The 17,300-nt window shown below is 38.4% G+C and carries 18 protein-coding genes; 15 read left to right on the top strand and 3 right to left on the bottom strand.

Annotated features, from left to right (window positions below):
• Positions 1–44: 44 nt before the first annotated feature.
• Complete coding sequence (locus IHV12_RS01125; RefSeq protein ID WP_197131728.1) at positions 45–827, top strand: phosphotransferase family protein; 783 nt, start codon at positions 45–47, stop codon at positions 825–827.
• Positions 828–877: 50 nt separating this feature from the next.
• Here IHV12_RS01125 and IHV12_RS01120 read toward each other — a convergent pair whose 3' ends face one another.
• Entirely contained in the window at positions 878–1,162 is a 285-nt protein-coding gene (locus tag IHV12_RS01120; RefSeq protein WP_186320458.1) for a YtzH-like family protein, read from the bottom strand.
• A gap of 119 nt (positions 1,163–1,281) precedes the next feature.
• Between IHV12_RS01120 and trmB the strand changes: the two genes are divergently transcribed.
• The 3 genes from trmB (at position 1,282) to IHV12_RS01105 (ending at position 3,526) form a co-directional block, all read left to right on the top strand.
• Positions 1,282–1,923 (top strand): tRNA (guanosine(46)-N7)-methyltransferase TrmB, encoded by a 642-nt coding sequence (trmB, locus tag IHV12_RS01115; RefSeq protein WP_197189602.1) that lies wholly within the window; start codon positions 1,282–1,284, stop codon positions 1,921–1,923.
• Positions 1,924–2,017: 94 nt separating this feature from the next.
• On the top strand, positions 2,018–2,860 hold the full coding sequence (locus tag IHV12_RS01110) for a YtnP family quorum-quenching lactonase (RefSeq protein ID WP_197131724.1): 843 nt from the start codon (positions 2,018–2,020) through the stop codon (positions 2,858–2,860).
• Positions 2,861–2,989: 129 nt separating this feature from the next.
• Positions 2,990–3,526 (top strand): hypothetical protein, encoded by a 537-nt coding sequence (locus IHV12_RS01105; RefSeq protein WP_197189601.1) that lies wholly within the window; start codon positions 2,990–2,992, stop codon positions 3,524–3,526.
• Positions 3,527–3,784: 258 nt separating this feature from the next.
• Here the strand turns inward: IHV12_RS01105 and IHV12_RS01100 are convergent, their stop codons facing one another.
• Positions 3,785–4,093 (bottom strand): PepSY domain-containing protein, encoded by a 309-nt coding sequence (locus tag IHV12_RS01100; RefSeq protein ID WP_197189600.1) that lies wholly within the window; start codon positions 4,091–4,093, stop codon positions 3,785–3,787.
• A gap of 246 nt (positions 4,094–4,339) precedes the next feature.
• On the opposite strand from IHV12_RS01100, the gene queD reads away from it, so the two are divergent.
• The 6 genes from queD to mltG all read left to right on the top strand — a co-directional run bounded on the left by queD (position 4,340) and on the right by mltG (position 9,064).
• Entirely contained in the window at positions 4,340–4,822 is a 483-nt protein-coding gene (gene queD, locus IHV12_RS01095; RefSeq protein WP_197131718.1) for a 6-carboxytetrahydropterin synthase QueD, read from the top strand.
• Complete coding sequence (locus IHV12_RS01090) at positions 4,812–5,537, top strand: 7-carboxy-7-deazaguanine synthase QueE (protein WP_197189599.1); 726 nt, start codon at positions 4,812–4,814, stop codon at positions 5,535–5,537. The genes queD and IHV12_RS01090 overlap by 11 nt, the downstream gene beginning before the upstream one ends.
• A gap of 2 nt (positions 5,538–5,539) precedes the next feature.
• Entirely contained in the window at positions 5,540–6,211 is a 672-nt protein-coding gene (gene queC / locus IHV12_RS01085; protein WP_197189598.1) for a 7-cyano-7-deazaguanine synthase QueC, read from the top strand.
• Between the two features lie 84 nt (positions 6,212–6,295).
• The gene (locus IHV12_RS01080) at positions 6,296–7,366 is read left to right on the top strand and encodes a M42 family metallopeptidase (protein ID WP_197189597.1); all 1,071 of its coding nucleotides are present in this window, start codon (positions 6,296–6,298) and stop codon (positions 7,364–7,366) included.
• Between the two features lie 13 nt (positions 7,367–7,379).
• Positions 7,380–7,892: a DUF84 family protein gene (locus tag IHV12_RS01075; protein WP_197189596.1), complete on the top strand. Its 513-nt coding sequence runs from the start codon at positions 7,380–7,382 to the stop codon at positions 7,890–7,892.
• Positions 7,893–8,038: 146 nt separating this feature from the next.
• Positions 8,039–9,064, top strand: a complete 1,026-nt coding sequence (gene mltG, locus IHV12_RS01070) for an endolytic transglycosylase MltG (protein WP_197189595.1) — start codon at positions 8,039–8,041, stop codon at positions 9,062–9,064.
• Positions 9,065–9,094: 30 nt separating this feature from the next.
• Here the strand turns inward: mltG and IHV12_RS01065 are convergent, their stop codons facing one another.
• Positions 9,095–11,278, bottom strand: coding sequence for a methyl-accepting chemotaxis protein (locus tag IHV12_RS01065; RefSeq protein ID WP_197189594.1), 2,184 nt, complete (start codon positions 11,276–11,278; stop codon positions 9,095–9,097).
• A gap of 171 nt (positions 11,279–11,449) precedes the next feature.
• Here IHV12_RS01065 and IHV12_RS01060 point away from each other — a divergent pair, with 171 nt between their 5' ends.
• The 5 genes from IHV12_RS01060 to IHV12_RS01040 all read left to right on the top strand — a co-directional run bounded on the left by IHV12_RS01060 (position 11,450) and on the right by IHV12_RS01040 (position 17,019).
• Complete coding sequence (locus IHV12_RS01060; RefSeq protein WP_197131703.1) at positions 11,450–12,457, top strand: PTS transporter subunit IIC; 1,008 nt, start codon at positions 11,450–11,452, stop codon at positions 12,455–12,457.
• 13 nt (positions 12,458–12,470) lie between these two features.
• Positions 12,471–12,797 (top strand): thioredoxin family protein, encoded by a 327-nt coding sequence (locus IHV12_RS01055; RefSeq protein ID WP_197189593.1) that lies wholly within the window; start codon positions 12,471–12,473, stop codon positions 12,795–12,797.
• Between the two features lie 62 nt (positions 12,798–12,859).
• Positions 12,860–13,285, top strand: coding sequence for a preQ(1) synthase (gene queF / locus IHV12_RS01050; protein ID WP_066396893.1), 426 nt, complete (start codon positions 12,860–12,862; stop codon positions 13,283–13,285).
• Between the two features lie 72 nt (positions 13,286–13,357).
• Positions 13,358–14,173, top strand: a complete 816-nt coding sequence (locus tag IHV12_RS01045; RefSeq protein WP_197189592.1) for a DUF1444 family protein — start codon at positions 13,358–13,360, stop codon at positions 14,171–14,173.
• A gap of 143 nt (positions 14,174–14,316) precedes the next feature.
• On the top strand, positions 14,317–17,019 hold the full coding sequence (locus IHV12_RS01040) for a DNA translocase FtsK (RefSeq protein WP_197189591.1): 2,703 nt from the start codon (positions 14,317–14,319) through the stop codon (positions 17,017–17,019).
• The last annotated feature ends 281 nt before the right edge of the window (positions 17,020–17,300 follow it).

The following is a 17,300-nucleotide window of genomic DNA, read 5'->3' as shown; positions in this document are numbered from 1 at the left end:
CTAATAAAAAACGGATTTCTTAACTAGACAAGAAGGTGAACATTTTGGAACAGATTTTGGGAGAAGATTGGCAGGTTTCCCCTGCTGGCGGAGCAACGGGAGAAGCATATATAGCTGAATATGGGAACCAAAAACTGTTTTTAAAGCGTAATTCCTCTCCGTTTTTAGCTGTTCTTTCTGCAGAAGGAATTGTTCCTAAACTTTTATGGACAAAAAGATTAGGTAATGGAGATGTTATAACAGCTCAGCAATGGCTAAACGGCCGTGAATTAAAAGCAGCAGATATGAAAAGTGAGAATGTAGCTGAACTTTTGGCAAAAATTCACCGATCTCAAGAACTGCTAGGCATGATGAACCGCTTAGAGAAAAAAAGGTTAACACCAGTTGACCTATTAAATGATATACAATTGCAGATGCGTAAAGAAAAAGATTATCTAGAAATCATCAATGATTCCTTTGCATATTTAATGGAGACTGCCTCTGAGGTGGAAGTCGATAATTTGGTTGTATGCCACTGTGATGTTAATCATAACAATTGGCTGCTAAGCGATTCTGATGAATTATATTTAATCGATTGGGATGGAGCGATGATTGCTGATCCTGCATTAGATCTTGGAATGCTTCTCTATAGCTATATCCCTTATGAAAAATGGGAAGAATGGCTCGAGATTTATGGGGAAACCCTTGATGATGATTTAGAAAGAAGAATGCATTGGTATGTTTTGGCACAAACGATAAGCTCTTTTTTCTGGTATAAAGAAAAAGGACAGTCTAAAGAGACTGCCCATTTTGCAGAAAGTATTAAGAAACTTGCTGGTTCGATCTAACACTGACAATATATAAGACCATCTGACACTATTTCCTAGGGAATAGTGTCTTAATATGGATGATGTGTTTGAATTGTGTTGATCCATGATTCTAAGTGAGGACGATGATTGGTAATATGCTCTTCTAAATGCTGGTGTGAAAAGCCTGTATGACTATATTCGTTAATGTTGGATAAGATGTTTCGTACTTCTTCATGAACTGCGCCGTTCTCCAATAAATGTGCAGCAAGACGTTCTAATTGAGCACATTCGGATGGTGAACCAGCACAATCGGTATAATGGTCTTGAAGAAGATCTCTTATGATATGCAATTGATCATTGTGATTTAAGGGCATTTTTCCTGCACATCCTTTCATTGCATAGCTTATGGATTATGCTAAAAAATATCCTTCGTTTAAAACTATTATGAGGTAAATGAAATCGTATATAAAAGTGTGAAAAGTGGGGAGAAACTATGCGTCAAAGATTTAAGCCTTGGGCAAAAGAAAAATTAATCGACCATCCTGAATATGTTTCAGTAGAGCCTGAAAAGATGAAAGGGAAATGGCATTCTTTTTTTGGGAATGACAATCCGATTCATATTGAAGTTGGAACAGGTAAAGGACAGTTTGTTAATGGTATGGCTAAACAAAATCCTTCTATAAATTATTTAGGGATGGAGCTTTATGACAGCATCATCATTACTGCATTGGATCGTATTCTAGAAGACGAAAAACCAAACGTAAAACTTATTAGAGCAGATGCATCACATTTGCTGGATTACTTTGAACCGGGAGAAATTGAGCGTGTTTACCTCAACTTTTCAGATCCTTGGCCAAAATCCAAACATGCTAAAAGAAGATTAACGCATGAAAGTTTTCTGAAACGATACGAAACGGTATTAAAAAAGCCGGGTGAAATACATTTTAAGACGGATAATCAAGGGTTGTTCGAGTATTCACTTCATAGCATGTCAACTTATGGCATGTTCTTTAACCAAGTAAGTCTTGATCTTCATAAGAGTGATATGGAAGATAACGTTATGACAGAATATGAAGAGAAATTCTCTGAAAAAGGATATCGAATTTACCGAATGGAAGCACAATTCCGTTCATAAAGATCCAAGCATATGCTTGGGTCTTTTCTTTTCATCCGATCTGTGTTTCTTATGATACACTTGTACAGAGATCGAAATAGAAAGGAGACTAAATATGGATCAGTGGAAGATTGGTAAAAAGACATTGACATGGTTGGATGGCGGGGTCACACATATGGACGGCGGTGCTATGTTTGGAGTCGTTCCTAAAGCTCTATGGGAAAGGAAATATCCTGTTAACGAGAAGAATCAAATAGAACTTAGAACTGAACCCATCCTTGTTCAAGGTTTTGAAGGAAAGAACATACTCATTGAGTCTGGAATCGGTTATGGGAAATTAACAGAAAAACAAAAAAGAAATTATGGCGTTACAGAAGAGTCGCTTATTGAAAAAAGTTTAGAAAAAGAGGGATTAACAACAGCTGATATTGATATTATTCTTATGACACATATGCATTTTGATCATGCCTCAGGGCTATCCAGATGGGAAGATGATAGGTTAGTACCTGTTTTTGAAAACGCTGTTATTTATACTTCTGAAACAGAGTGGAATGAGCTTAAGAATCCAAATATCAGGTCTCAGAATACATATTGGAAAGAAAATTGGGAACCTATTCAGCATCAAGTAAGGACGTTTAAAGAAGAGATAGATGTTCTAGAAGGGATAAGAATGGTTCATACGGGCGGGCATAGTGATGGTCATTCCCTAATTGAGCTAACGATAGAGAATGGTGAAAAGCTCTATCACATTGGTGACATCATGCCAACTCATGCACATCATAACCCACTATGGGTGCTGGCTTATGATGATTATCCCATGACTTCCATCTTTCAAAAACAGAAATGGATAAAGCCAGACACATGGTATTTCTTTTATCATGATTGTATTTGTCGTGCTGTTAAGTGGGATGCAAAAGGTGACATGACAGAAAGAATTCCACGTTCCCCGAAAATGTAAAAAAACCGTCACATATTTTCCATTTTCAAGTGAATGTCGAAATCGACAGGATATGTTAAAATATGAGAGGCATGTATTGATGAACTTTATTTATATCTTAAAGGGTAAAAAATGAGAGGGGATTTGAAAATGAAAAAACAGTTAGTTGCCATTTTTACCGTTTTAGCACTGTTTTTATCCATGGGTACTTTCGTATCTGCTGAACAAGCTACAGATGAAATGAAAAAGACGATTGAAAAGGGAATTGAAAGTAAGCACAAAGATTTAAAAAAGGGTTCTTTAACATTAACAGACATTGAAACATACCCAAATCAAGACTCAGAACTAGATGCATCAGAAGTAACAGTTGCCATTGCTAACTATGATACGGTTAGAGATAATATTTTTTACTTCGATCACACAGAAGTTGTGTTCTATGATGCTGACAAAAACGAACTTTTGGCTGAAGCAGCAGTAGCTAAAGCAAACTCCCAAATTAAAGATTATAAAAAAGCACACGAATCAGATCTTGGAACACATATGGATTGGATCGTTGTAACAGGACTATTATTTCTTTTAATTATCGTTCCTTTATTGATTTTAGGTGTTTGGGAAAAGCGTCAGTATCTTACTTCGAAATTCAAGATCGATAACAATCTTTATGATCAAACAAAATTATATCGTTAATCTCCATAAGAAAGCCCTCAGGAAATTATTTTCCTAAGGGCTTTTTTTACTTTGTGTATGTTTTTGGATTTGAAGGCGCATTTTGTTCATCACAGCCATTTAACTTTTGACCTCGAGGGTCTAGCCACTGCAACTAGACAGGTGAGACATTTAAAAGTGAAACGTACGAATGTGGCTCACTGCCTGCACCGTGGAAAGCGAGCAGCCTGGAATGGAAATCAACACTTCCGAAAGCAATAAAGTTTAAGAAAACAGCCTTTATTTTTGAATGAGCTCTAACAGACTTCCAGTTGAAGCATCAATTAAGAATTCGTAATGCGAGGCTTCCATTCCAGGTGATGAGTTTGAAAAGCCACCCTTATATACAGAGTATGGAAGACCGTGCACGTTCTTTTCTTCTGAGTTAACCATGATCCAGGCTCCAGAGATTGTGTAATGATCTCTTGCTTTTTCCTTAAATTGTTTTAAAGCTTTTTCTGGTGTGATGGTTTCTGTTTGCTTCTTTGTAACAACATAACCGATTGCAGCACCTGTGAGGCCTGCTAGAATCAGGTTTCTCCAATTCATTACTATTCCCACCTTATGTAAGTTCATTTTTAAAAATCATATTGGTTCTTCTTTATCAGTATAACAAAGAAAAGCCTTCTTTTTCTTGGGCTTTTTTGATAAGATACACTTGATAAAGATGGAGGGTTCGAAATTCCCACCCCTCTTAAAACAAAACTAGGGAGCGTGAAGAATGAACATTTACACTCTCTGCGTTTTTAGCAGAGTTTTTTTGTTTTCGTGCTCCATTCGAAAGGATGAACTGGAATGACTTATAAAATTCCAACAGATGTTCAAATACTTGGTCGCGACATTAAGAGCGAACAATTAAAGTACCATAATAAGCGGGTTGCAGTATGCAAAGAGTTTACGTTTGATGCGGCTCATCATCTGCATTGCTATGATGGAAAATGTAAAAATCTCCACGGTCACACATACAAACTAGTGATCACAATGAGCGGATTTGTGAATTCGATCGGTATTGCCGTAGATTTTGGAGAGATAAAAGAAATCTTTAAATCAGCAATCGACAGTAAACTAGATCACCGATATTTAAATGAAGTTCTTCCGCCGATGAATACGACTGCAGAAAATATGGTGGTTTGGATTTGGGAGCAAATTGATCTTGAACTAAACGAAAGAGGTCTAAGTGAACAAGGTCACAGGTTAGAAGAGTTAAAGCTGTATGAGACACCTACTAGCTATGCTGTCATGAAAAGAGAATGGATGGTGGAAAAGGATGATGTTTAATCTGCCGTCTAAAGACGTTTGGAAACATTGGAAAGTTCCTATGGTCGAGATTTTTGAGACGGTAGAAGGTGAAGGATTACAAGCTGGGTATCCTACGGTTTTTGTACGTGTTTTTCATTGTAATCTCCGTTGCACATGGTGTGATACGACATACAGTTATGCACCAGCTAAGCCTGAGTTTGAAGCAACGATTGAAGAAATCGTGAATACGATTAAGACGTTTCGTTCACAACGAATCTGTTTTACAGGTGGAGAGCCTTTAATCCACCGAGAAAAATCAGCTGCCTTGCTTCTAGCTATGGCTGACTTGGATCATATTGTGGATATCCACATTGAAACGAACGGAGCTATCGATCTACAGCCATTTGAGCAATTGCGCAACTCTCACCATGATTTACAAAAAAAGATGAGATTCGTGATGGATTACAAGCTCCCAGCATCTGGTGAGATGGAACGGATGCACATGGAGAATTTCAAAGAGCTTCAGCACCAAGATGAGATCAAATTTGTTGTGGGGTCAGAGAACGATTTTGAGATAACGAAACAAGTAGTCTCTGAACATTACAGAAATGGTCAGATCTGTGTAAGTCCGGTATGGGAGAGTATGCCTCCGAGACGTCTTGTTGAACTTTTGTTGGAGAATCCACTACCAAATGCAAAGCTCAGTCTTCAGCTTCATAAAGTGATCTGGCATCCAGAAGAAAGAGGGGTTTAACCATGAACAAAAAAGCGGTTATTGTTTTAAGCGGAGGACTTGATAGCACAACTTGTATGGGGATCGCAAAGGCGGAAGGATATGACTTATATCCGATCACTTTTCACTATGGACAACGGCATAATCGAGAAGTTCAACAAGCGATTGAAGTAGGTAAATTTTATGATGTAGCAGATCATCGAATTGTAGATCTCACCTTCTTAAAAGATATTGGTGGAAGTGCCCTTACTGATGAAAAGGTAGATGTTCCGACTGAGGCAGAAGAAGGAATCCCTGTAACGTATGTGCCTGCTAGAAATATGATTTTCTTATCACTCGCAAGCGCTTATGCTGAAGTTATCGGAGCTACTGCTGTTTATACCGGCGTTTCAGCGGTTGATTTTAGCGGCTATCCAGATTGTCGTCCTGAATTCATTCAGAGCATGGAAGAAACGATTAATCTAGCAACAAAAGCGGGTGTGACAGGGAAAAATATTTCAGTAGAAACACCATTGATCTCTTTATCTAAAAAGGAAACGATTGAAAAAGGTCTTTCTCTTGAAGTGCCATATGATCTAACAACTTCTTGCTACAATGGGAAAGAGGCAGCTTGCGGTCAATGTGACAGCTGTGTTTTACGTTTAAAAGGTTTTAAAGAAGCAGGAGCAGTCGATCCGATCACTTACGAAATCTAGAACGTTCATAAGTATAGAAAACCCCTTCTTATTAGGTGTACAATAAAAATGTACATGTGACTAATTAGAAGGGGTTGTTTTTATATGAATAATGAAACACTCGACTTGTTTAAAACATTGACTGAATTGCCAGGGGCGCCAGGCTTTGAAAGAGATGTTCGTAAGTTTGTCCGAAAAGAGATCGAACCTGTATCAGATGAAATTATTCAAGATGGTCTTGGCAGCATCTTTGGTGTCAAAAAAGGGAATGGTCCAAAGATTATGGTAGCAGGGCACATGGATGAAGTTGGTTTCATGGTTACGAAGGTTACGAAGAACGGCATGCTTAAATTTCAAGAGTTAGGTGGCTGGTGGAGCCAAGTTCTGTTAGCTCAACGTGTAAATATTTATACGGATAAAGGTGATGTTATAACAGGTATTATCGGCTCGACTCCACCTCATCTTCTTTCCGACGATCAGCGTAACAGACCGATGGGTATTAAGAATATGTACATAGATATTGGTGCAGATAATGATGAAGAAGTTCATAACCTAGGCGTAAGACCCGGACAGCAAATCGTTCCGATCTGTCCGTTCACACCGATGGCCAATCCGAAGAAGATTATGGCTAAAGCATGGGATAATCGTTATGGTGTGGGATTAGCGATTGAACTATTAAAAGAATTAAAGGATGAAACGTTGCCTAACGAATTGTATAGTGGTGCTACGGTTCAAGAAGAAGTAGGACTTAGAGGATCCAAAACAGCAGCTAACTTAATTCAACCTGATCTATTTTTCGCTTTAGATGCAAGTCCAGCGAATGACATGATGGGGGATAAAAGTGAGTTCGGACAGCTTGGAAAAGGTGCGTTGTTAAGGATTTTAGACAGAACGATGGTCACTCACCGTGGAATGAAGGAATATATTCTAGATACAGCTGAAACGCATAGGATTCCCTACCAGTATTTTATTTCACAAGGTGGAACGGATGCTGGCAGTGTACATATTTCAGGGAACGGTGTACCTTCTGCGGTGATCGGAATCTGTTCACGTTATATTCACACACATGCTTCAATGATACATGTTGACGATTATGCTGCTGCTAAAGAATTGCTTATAAAACTTGTGAAAACAGCAGATGAATCTACATTAAGAACGATCTTAGAAAATAGCTGAGGGTGAACGCACGATGAAAATTGGAATTGGATCATCTAATCCTGCAAAGATCAAAGCAGCTCATCCTTTTATTACGCATTTTGAGGATGCTGAACTCGTATCTTACGCATCTGATTCACTGGTTGCGGCTCAGCCTTTTTCTGATGAGGAAACCAAGATCGGTGCTATCAATCGTGCGAGAGATTGTGTGAAGCAAGGAGCGGACATCGGCATTGGTTTTGAAGGCGGTGTTATGGAGATGGAAGATGGCATGTATTTATGTAACTGGGGAGCGGTGGCTGACCAACATGGGAACGTCTATTCAGCTGCGGGAGCTCGCATTCTACTTCCATCGGTAATCGTAACAGGTCTGAAGCAGGGCAAGGAACTTGGAACATTGATGGGGGACTTAACAAAAGACCCAGAGATCAGAAAAAAGGATGGAGCGATAGGCGTCTTTACCAGTGGCATGCTGTCTAGGAGTGAGATGTTTTTGCATATTTCCACGATCCTTTTAGGGCAATATATATACAGTTTAAACAAATAAAAGTTTAAAAACGCGATGCTATTGCAGAGTATATTTTTCAATCGAAGGTTGTTAGTAAGGTTTGTATACCTTACCTAACAGCCTTTTTGTATGAATAAAGATAATCAGGGGAAATTAGAAACAAAAACGTTAGGCGGATTTTAACTTTGAACTCATATTCGAAAAGAGTACTGATCTTGTTTGTTGTCCTCATCGCTTTGTGTGTTGGCTGGGTCGTATATGAAGTCTCACCACCTGAAGGAACAGCAGAGAAGGCTTTTGTTATAAAAGAAAACAGTGATTTTGAAACGATATCCGATCATTTAAGAGAAAACGAATTTATTAAAAGCCCATTTTTATTTACCGTTTATGCAACAGTTACAGGAAAGAAAAGTGAAGTTATAGCCGGAGAACATACGATTAAACAAGGAAAAGGGTATAAAGAGATTCTGCGAGATCTATCTACTTTGGAAAATGAAACAGAAGCCATCGAAGTGATCATTCCAGAAGGTTTGACAGTTACAGAGATAGCAGATCGATTAAGCAAAGCGGGAATAGTGGATAGAAATCAATTTCTTGAAGTAGCAAAAACGTGGGATACATTAACTGATAATCAACAAGAACAATTAGGAATAAACAAGAAAGTAAAAGAATCGGATACAAAGTTTGCTGTGGAAGGACTTCTTTTTCCAGACACTTATTATCTTGAGAAGAAAATGAGAGCAGATAAAATTATTCATCAAATGACTAAAAGACTGATCGAAGAAACAACAAAAATTACAATTAAAAGTGATCAAACACCTTATGAAATGATAACATTAGCTTCAATTATTGAGCAAGAAGCTCTTTTGAATGAAGAGAAACGTAGGATCGCTGGTGTTTTTGTGAATAGGTTAGAAGAAGAGAAGAAGCTGCAATCCTGCTCTACCGTTCAATACTTGCTAGAAAAACCAAAAGCAACATTAAGAAGAAAAGACATTAAGATTAAAAGTCCGTACAATACGTATATCAATAAGGGTCTGCCGCCAGGGCCGATTTCTAGTCCAGATCTATCTTCATTAAAAGCCGCAGCAGATCCCGAAAAGCATAACTATTTTTACTTTGTTGCAAAACAGGATGGTACATGGAGTCATTACTTTTCAAAAACGTATAAAGAACATAGAAAATATACTCAATTGAGTGGAAATTATTAAACCCGGCGAGTGATCACCGGGTTTTTATACTTAATCTTCTTTTTTAGTTTCACGATCTAAAGAATGAACAGACTCCGTATCATTCTCTATTTCCTCTTCATCAACATGGTGATCAGGTGTTACTTCTGTCTCTGCTTCAATTTCTTCTCTGTACTCATCGTATGGAGCATCATGCTCTTCTGCATCACTATCATCAACTGTTGCTGCTGCTTCATGGTAAGTGTCGATAAATCCTATCTCTTCATCAGTGATTAGATTTTCTCTTTCACCTAAAGAAAATTGGTCTACTTCTTCTTGCAAAGTGAGCGCAATTTCTTGCAGTTCTGTCGCAGCAATGTTTACTTGGTGAATGGCTTCTTTTTGGTGAATACTTGAGGCACTAACTTGTTCACTTGTAGCAACGGATTCCTCAGATATCGCACTCACTTCAAAGAGTTTTTCAGATAAGTTTTCATTAGCGGATTCAACACGACCGATCGCACTTTTTACTTGAGAGATTCTTCCGTTAATTTGAGAAACATTTTGAATGATGCTTGAAAACGCTTTTTCTGTCTGTTGAACAGATTCAACTTGATCAACACGATATTGCTCAAAGCGCACTGTTTCTTTTGATAACAATTCCATTTGATAAGTCATGGATTTTACTAGCTGCTGAATTCTTAGTGCTTCATTCTTAGAACGCTCAGCAAGTTTTCGAACTTCACTGGCAACAACGGAAAAGCCCCTACCAGCTTCACCAGCTCTTGCGGATTCAATGGCTGCATTAAGTGCAAGAAGGTCAGTGCTTCCTGCTATCTCTTGGATCGTTTCAACGATTGAATGAATCTGTTTGGATTGTTTGCTCGCGTCTTGAATTTCTGAAATAAGACTTTGAGCAAGTTCTAAAAAGTTCTCAGAATGTGTATTTAGTTGATGGACGATATTGGATCCTGCTTTTCCTTCGTTTTCAGCTTGAATGGCATCAGAAGCAATCTCGTCACTGATCGAAGCCGTTTCTTTAATATATCCAGTCACATCAGAAAGCAAAAGTGTACATTCTTGCAGATGATCAGCCTGACTTTGAGCTCCTGTAGCGACTTGAGAGATCGCTTCTGTCACTTCATCACTTTGTGCGGTGGTTTCTTCTGATACAGCTGCTAAGTTTTGAGATGAACTCGTTAGTTTCTCTGCGGCATCTTTTACTTCGTTCATTGATTTTTGCATTTTTTCAGCCATACGATTAAAGGTTTGAGCTAGTTCTCCCATTTCATCCTTAGATTTCGTCTCTACACGGTAAGAAAGATCACCATCACCAATAATGGCAGCTCCTTCTTTAAGTACCGAAATTGAGGATTGGATCGATCGTAGAAGCCAAACACCGATCACACTTAATATCGATAAGATTACGACACTCAAACCGATTAAACTGATCGTCAGCCAAAACTTAACTGATTTTTGGTTTTTCGTTAATTCAACATTTTCCTTCTGCAAGTTACTTTCTGCATCTTTCGTTGATTGATCTACAACATTAGCGATCTTTTCAAAAGTCGAAATATCATCCCCGATCTTTTTTGTGATCGATTGGATCGTATCTGCAGAGGTTGTATATTTTAATAAATTTGATTTAAAAGTAGACAACTGATCAGCAGGCAGGTTTTTCTCATCTAACATACGATCAAACGTTTGAGCACTTTCTTTAAAGCTTTCAACCGTCGTGCTGTCATACTTAATATGAACATCTTTTTCATACGTTTGCATCTGCAGCAGTGTGATCAATAAAGCTTGGTCGTTCATGGCTTTTACTGATTCATAAAAGTTGTTAGATGTTTCTGTCATCATCTGCTTTAATGAGTTAAGTTGTGTAGTTAGGCTTGTGGCAGAATTAAACGATGTTTGATAAGCAGACAGGTCTTTTTCTATTCCTTTAATTGAAGAACTGTTCGTTTCTTTAGCTATTTTAGTTGTTGCTTTTTGCAAGTCATTCAATGAAGTTAAAACTTTTTCTTTAGCCTCTGTGCTAGGATCTCTTAAATACTCTTGTTCAAGTTTACGCACTTCATTAAATGTACTTTGAATATCATTACTAGAACGTAATGTTAGTTGTACTTGATCTCTTTCCTCTTCCATTTGGGTGTTCTGCCATAAAAATAATCCAATAAATGCAAGTAATAGTACCATTCCGGCTAAACTGATGAAAAGCATCAGTCGCACTCTTCTTCGTATCGACATGTTCATATGAATTCCCCCCTGCCATTTTATCGGTCTTTTTTGAATTATTTTAAGTTTCAAAGTAAAAAGAATTGTATGTAAAACTAATTAGCTTTACACCTGTCTTTACATGGGTTTAAAACAAGTTATAATGTTTGGGGGACATGTTTAACAGAACAGCAAAAGGAGTCATTTCATATGAGGGATTTTTTAAATAAAAAAGGGGTAAGTCTATCCCCAAAAACGTATTTTATTACGGGGTTTCAATATTTTGCACTAGGTTTGATGGCATCGCTTATCGTAGGACTGATTCTAAAGACGATTGGTGAGCAACTCTCGCTTCCATTTTTCACAGAGATGGGACAGTTAGCGATGACTTTGATGGGTCCAGTGATCGGTACGGCAGTGGCGTACGGATTAAAAGCACCTCCACTCGTTATCTTTTCAGCAGGTATAGCGGGTGCAGCAGGAGCGGATCTAGGGAGTGTTGCGGGTTGTTATGTAGCAGCGTTGATTGCTGTAGAAACCGGAAAGCTAGTATCTGAAGAAACGAAGTTTGATATTTTAATCACACCTGCAGTTACGATCTTTACAGGTTTTACGATTGCAACATTTATCGGACCAGGAATTGATCAATTCATGAAGGCATTTGGTCAGCTTGTTATGTGGTCAACCGATCAGAGACCGTTGATCATGGGGATATTAGTAGCTCTATTGCTTGGCTTTGCACTAACAGGTCCGATTTCTTCTGCCGCAATTGCGATGATGCTTGGCCTAGAGGGTCTAGCCGCTGGTGCAGCAACAATTGGATGTGCAGCTCAAATGATAGGGTTTGCCACAAGTTCATACCGGGAAAATGGATTTGGAGGCTGGCTTACCCAAGGAATCGGAACATCAAAACTACAGTTTCCGAATGTGGTAAGAAATCCGTATATCTTAATTCCGCCAACAGTTGCAGGTATCTTATTAGCACCCATCGGAACACTTTATTTTCAAATGGAGAATATTCCAGCCGGAGCAGGGATGGGTACAAGTGGCCTCGTAGGGCAAATTATGACGCTCAGGACGATGGGCTTTACCTTTGAAACGTTTCTTGCTATATTTATTTTGCATTTTATAGGACCCATTATCATTAGTCTGATACTTTCAGAATGGTTAAGAAAAAAAGGATATATTAAATTTGGCGATATGAAGCTGAATCAATAAGGAGACGATCTAAATGGAAAATATCAAATCGATCGAACAATTTAAAGAAACAATCAAAAAGGACGTTACAATAGCTGTCTTTTCTGCTGATTGGTGTCCGGATTGTGTGGTAATTAAGCCGATCCTACCAGAAATTGAAGAAGAATATTCAAGCTATCAATTTGTCTATGTGGATCGTGATGAACTGATCGAACTTTGTCAAGAGCATGATATTTTTGGTATACCGAGCTTTTTAGCATTTAAGGACGGCGAAGAGATCGGACGTTATGTGAATAAAGAGAGAAAAACAAAAGAGCAGATTGTTGCCTTTTTAGAAGAGCTTAACATTCCTTCAAAATAGGTCAAAAGAGTATGTTATAATAACGAAAAATGATATTTTTTTAGGTGAAGGGAAGTTTTTTAATGGCTAAAGTTGAAGTAAATCACAGTAAATATGAAGGAATTCGTTTTGACATCCAAGATGAGAACGTAATCCTCGTTGATATATTAGAAACGATTCCATATGAGTATGTAGGAAAAGATACAATGGTAACCATTCCTACGACTGAATTTACATCTGTATGTCCTTGGTCAGGTCTTCCGGACTTTGCTGATATCATCATCAGCTACATTCCAAATGAAGATCTAGTAGAAATGAAGTCATTGAAGTATTATCTAACTTCATATCGTAATGTTGGAATCTATCAAGAGCATGCTACAAATCGTATTCTGGAAGATCTAGTGAAGCTGCTTAAACCAAAGTATATAAAAGTAGTAGGAAACTGGAACGCACGTGGCGGACTAGGAACAGAAGTAGTAGTAGAATATAAAGAAGAGAACAGCAAGTAAACGAACAAAAACCTCCATTAGGAGGTTTTTCACGTTACGAGTAACCGTAGTTTAGGAAAGGAGGATTCATATATGAGCAGTTCCATTAAACTAAAGAAAACGTTACAAGAGAGACTAATGAGTCCAACCAGAGAATTTTCATATGATAGAGAAGATGAAACACTGCGAATTACGAATAAGTTAACGGGTAAAGGTGTATCTTTATCTCTCGGAGGTCTCAGTGCGCGCTGGTCGAAAGAAAAAGATGAGCTTATCGATAAACTTGTTTACTACGTTGAAGAAGGATTGAACGCCGCGTCCCATGAAGATGAGAGTTCGAATAGCCTATCACGCATCTTCCCAGTCATTCGTTCTGCTTCCTTTCCTACAGAAACACCAGAAGGAGAAGAACTGTTCTATCAAGAGCATACAGCAGAGACGAGGATTTATTATGCTTTAGACCTAGGCAAAACCTACAAACTTCTAACGAATAATAAGATGAAGGCGTTGGAGGTAGAAAAGTCTCAAATACTTGATGCAGCAAAGTTCAATGTAAAACGATTATCAACAGATTATAAAGAAGACCAAGTTGCGGGAAATACGTTCTTCTTTTTAAACCATAACGATGGATACGATGCGAGCAGAATCCTGAATGTTCAGTTCTTAGAAGAAATGAAGAAAAACATTACCGGAGAAATGGCAGTTGCCATACCACATCAAGATGTATTGATTGTTGCAGATATCAAAAATAAGCAAGGATACGATGTCTTGGCTCAGATGGCGATGCAATTTTTTATGAACGGACGAGTACCGATCACGGCTTTACCGTTTATGTATGAAAACAAAGAGCTAGAACCTGTCTTTATTTTAGCCAAGAATAGACCAGTAGAAGAAGAAACAACAGATTGATTAATAATAAAAGCCGCTAGATCATCTAGTGGTTTTTATTTCTTATCTTTTTAGACGCATGTGCTATTGATGAATATTTAGACTATTGTTTCTCTTCTATTTTCGCTACAATAAAGAAACAACCAACAGAAATAGGTGAGAAGATGAGTTGGATAAAAAAATTAATGAATACGTTTTTTGACGATGAAAATGAAGATGATTCCTATTATGAGGATGAGAGAAAGCAAAACCAAGAGCCAGTAAAAAAGCAACAAGCAACCGAAAAAAAGGAAAGTACAGAAAAGACGAGGTCAGTTCCTTTTGTAAACAATGGGAGAAAACCGTCTCAATCAAATATACAGCATCCTGCGAAAATGCTGCATAAGTATCCAGAGAATGCGCCATTTCGTTTTCCTGTGATCCCGGATGAAAAAACGGCAAAACCACCTGTACAACGACATACATATCAGCAGAAAGAGACACAACAGTATAAAGCGCCTGTTAGGGAAGAAAAACCATACCGAGATGAGCGCACTGTACGTGAGCAACGATCTCTTCAAAAAGACAACAGAAGAACTCAAGCCAAATCAACTACTTTTAGCCGGGAACCAAAACGTCAAGCATTCAAAGCATCTAACGTTCCGTCGCCTGTTTACGGATATGAGAGAAGAAATAAGAATGATGCACAGGTAAAGCCTGAACAAAAGGATACCACTCCTGAAGTGAAATCTAGGTTTATGCCTACAGATGTACCCTCTCCTGTATACGGGTATGGAAAGAGAAAGCCAGAAGGTATCTTGTTCATCGGTAGAGATATACCTGAGAAGGATTCTGTGACAGAAGAACTTTTAAAGACTGTTGAAGAAGTTCTTCCAGCTGCAACAACAGAAGACACGATGGATTCACAAGAGATTCGGCGTGAGATTTCTCAATTTCAAGATTCGAATCAAAGTATGGTTGAACCAGAACAATTACCGGTTGAAGATGAAGTAATAATATTGGGTCAGGATGTAGCATCTGAAGAAGAACAGCATAATGAGTCGCTTGAAATGGTTATCGAACACCAAGAGCATGTGTCAGAGGAGGTCTTCGAGGTTGCACCTGACACGTTAAATGTGGAGAAACAGGATGAAATGATTGAGCCTGTTGATGAATCAGAACCTGCTGATGAACGTGCGGAGAAACCTGATACACAATATGTTCAAGAGGTAGCCCTAAGTAAGTCAGAGAAGCAAGTACAAGAAGATGTAGTCATTGAACAGTCTCCGCCTAAGAAAGAAGCTCCAAAAAGTGGAGGTCAATTCGTTCCTTTCAATGTGCTGATGCTAAAAAAAGACAGAAAGTCACTAAGCAGTGTTTCAAATCCAGAAATGCGTCAGTCAGAAAGTAGACAAACAGCAAGAAAAGAATTAAACATTCATCAAAGTGCTGAATCTGTAAAAAATCAGCTATTTGTTCCAATGTCATTATTGAATAAAGCGAAGATATCACTTGAAGATGATGATCTTTGGTTAAACGAACAAAAGAACACACTTCAATCAACACTGGATAACTTTAATGTGAACGCAAAAGTAGTTCATATGACAAAAGGCCCTGCCGTAACAAGGTTCGAAGTTCAACCCGCTCCAGGCGTTAAGGTAAACAAGATTACAAACCTTACAGATGATATAAAACTTAGCCTCGCTGCTCGTGATATAAGAATTGAAGCGCCGATCCCAGGAAAGAATGCAATCGGTATAGAAGTTCCCAACCAGCATAGCAGAGCTGTTTATTTACGTGAGATCATTGAAGATGATGTGTTTAAGGATTCAGTTTCTTCCTTAACAGTGGCTCTTGGTTTAGACATTTCAGGAGCACCTGTAGTAACAGATCTCCAAAAGATGCCTCACGGACTTATCGCAGGTGCTACAGGTTCAGGAAAGAGCGTTTGTATCAATTCTATACTTGTGAGCTTGCTGTATAAAGCAAAGCCGGAAGATGTCAGACTGTTACTTGTCGATCCTAAAATGGTCGAACTCGCACCATACAATCATATCCCGCATCTAGTGACTCCTGTTATCACAGATGCAAAAGAGGCTACAGCTGCTTTGAAATGGGCGGTTGAAGAAATGGAACGCCGGTATGAAGAGTTTGCAAAAACAGGTGTACGTGAGATCAAACGTTACAATCAAAAGATGGAAGAAGAGCAGCATTATAAGAACAAGATGCCATATATTGTTGTAGTCATTGATGAATTGGCAGATCTTATGATGGTATCACCGCAAGAAGTTGAAGAAGCGATCTGCCGAATTGCTCAGAAAGCAAGAGCATGTGGTATCCATCTTCTTCTTGCAACACAGCGTCCATCAGTAGATGTTATCACAGGACTGATCAAAGCTAATGTACCAACTCGTACAGCATTCGCTGTATCGTCCGCGATAGATTCACGAACCATTCTAGATATGAGTGGTGCAGAACGGTTATTAGGGCGAGGCGATATGCTCTTTATGGAGAACGGCTCGAACAAAGCGGTTCGTATTCAAGGAACGTTCGTATCTGATGAAGAAATTGAAGAAGTAACACGTTACGTAAAAGAAGAATATCAGACGGAATATCTTTTTACTCGTGAAGAACTGATTCAGCATCAGCAAACAACAGAAGTAGAAGACGAGCTTTTTGAAGAAGCTTGTTACTATGTAATCGAAGTAGGTGCAGCATCCTCTTCTAGCTTGCAGCGTAGATTTAGAATTGGTTACAACCGTGCAGCAAGATTAGTAGATATGATGGAAAGCTTCGGCCTCGTCTCTGAAACGATGGGAAGTAAACCAAGACATGTTCTTCTTACACAAGAAGAACTAGAGAATCGTTTATATAGTGGTGTAGAGTAATGAAGTAATCAGAAAGAGCTGATTGTAAGGGACGCCTTACATCAGCTCTTCTTTTGTAAGCAGAGTGGTGAAGTCTACACTTCGGTAGAAAGTAAGGATATCGGCAAGAATAAAGATATATCGGCAAGAAACCGATTATATCGGCGGGAAATATCTTTTATCAGCAAAATTGCTTTTATATCGGTAAATTTGACCGATTATTCATTTATTTCACTTTCTGGTTGCTCTCTAAAATTCTCTATTAAATGATTTTCTTGAGTTATTGTGCCTTGTTCGCTATT

Origin of the sequence: Fictibacillus sp. 7GRE50, assembly GCF_015903875.1 — a bacterium.
GTDB lineage: Bacteria > Bacillota > Bacilli > Bacillales > Fictibacillaceae > Fictibacillus > Fictibacillus phosphorivorans.
The sequence above is the reverse complement of the archived record's forward strand: the minus strand, read 5'-3'. Positions and strand labels throughout refer to the sequence as shown.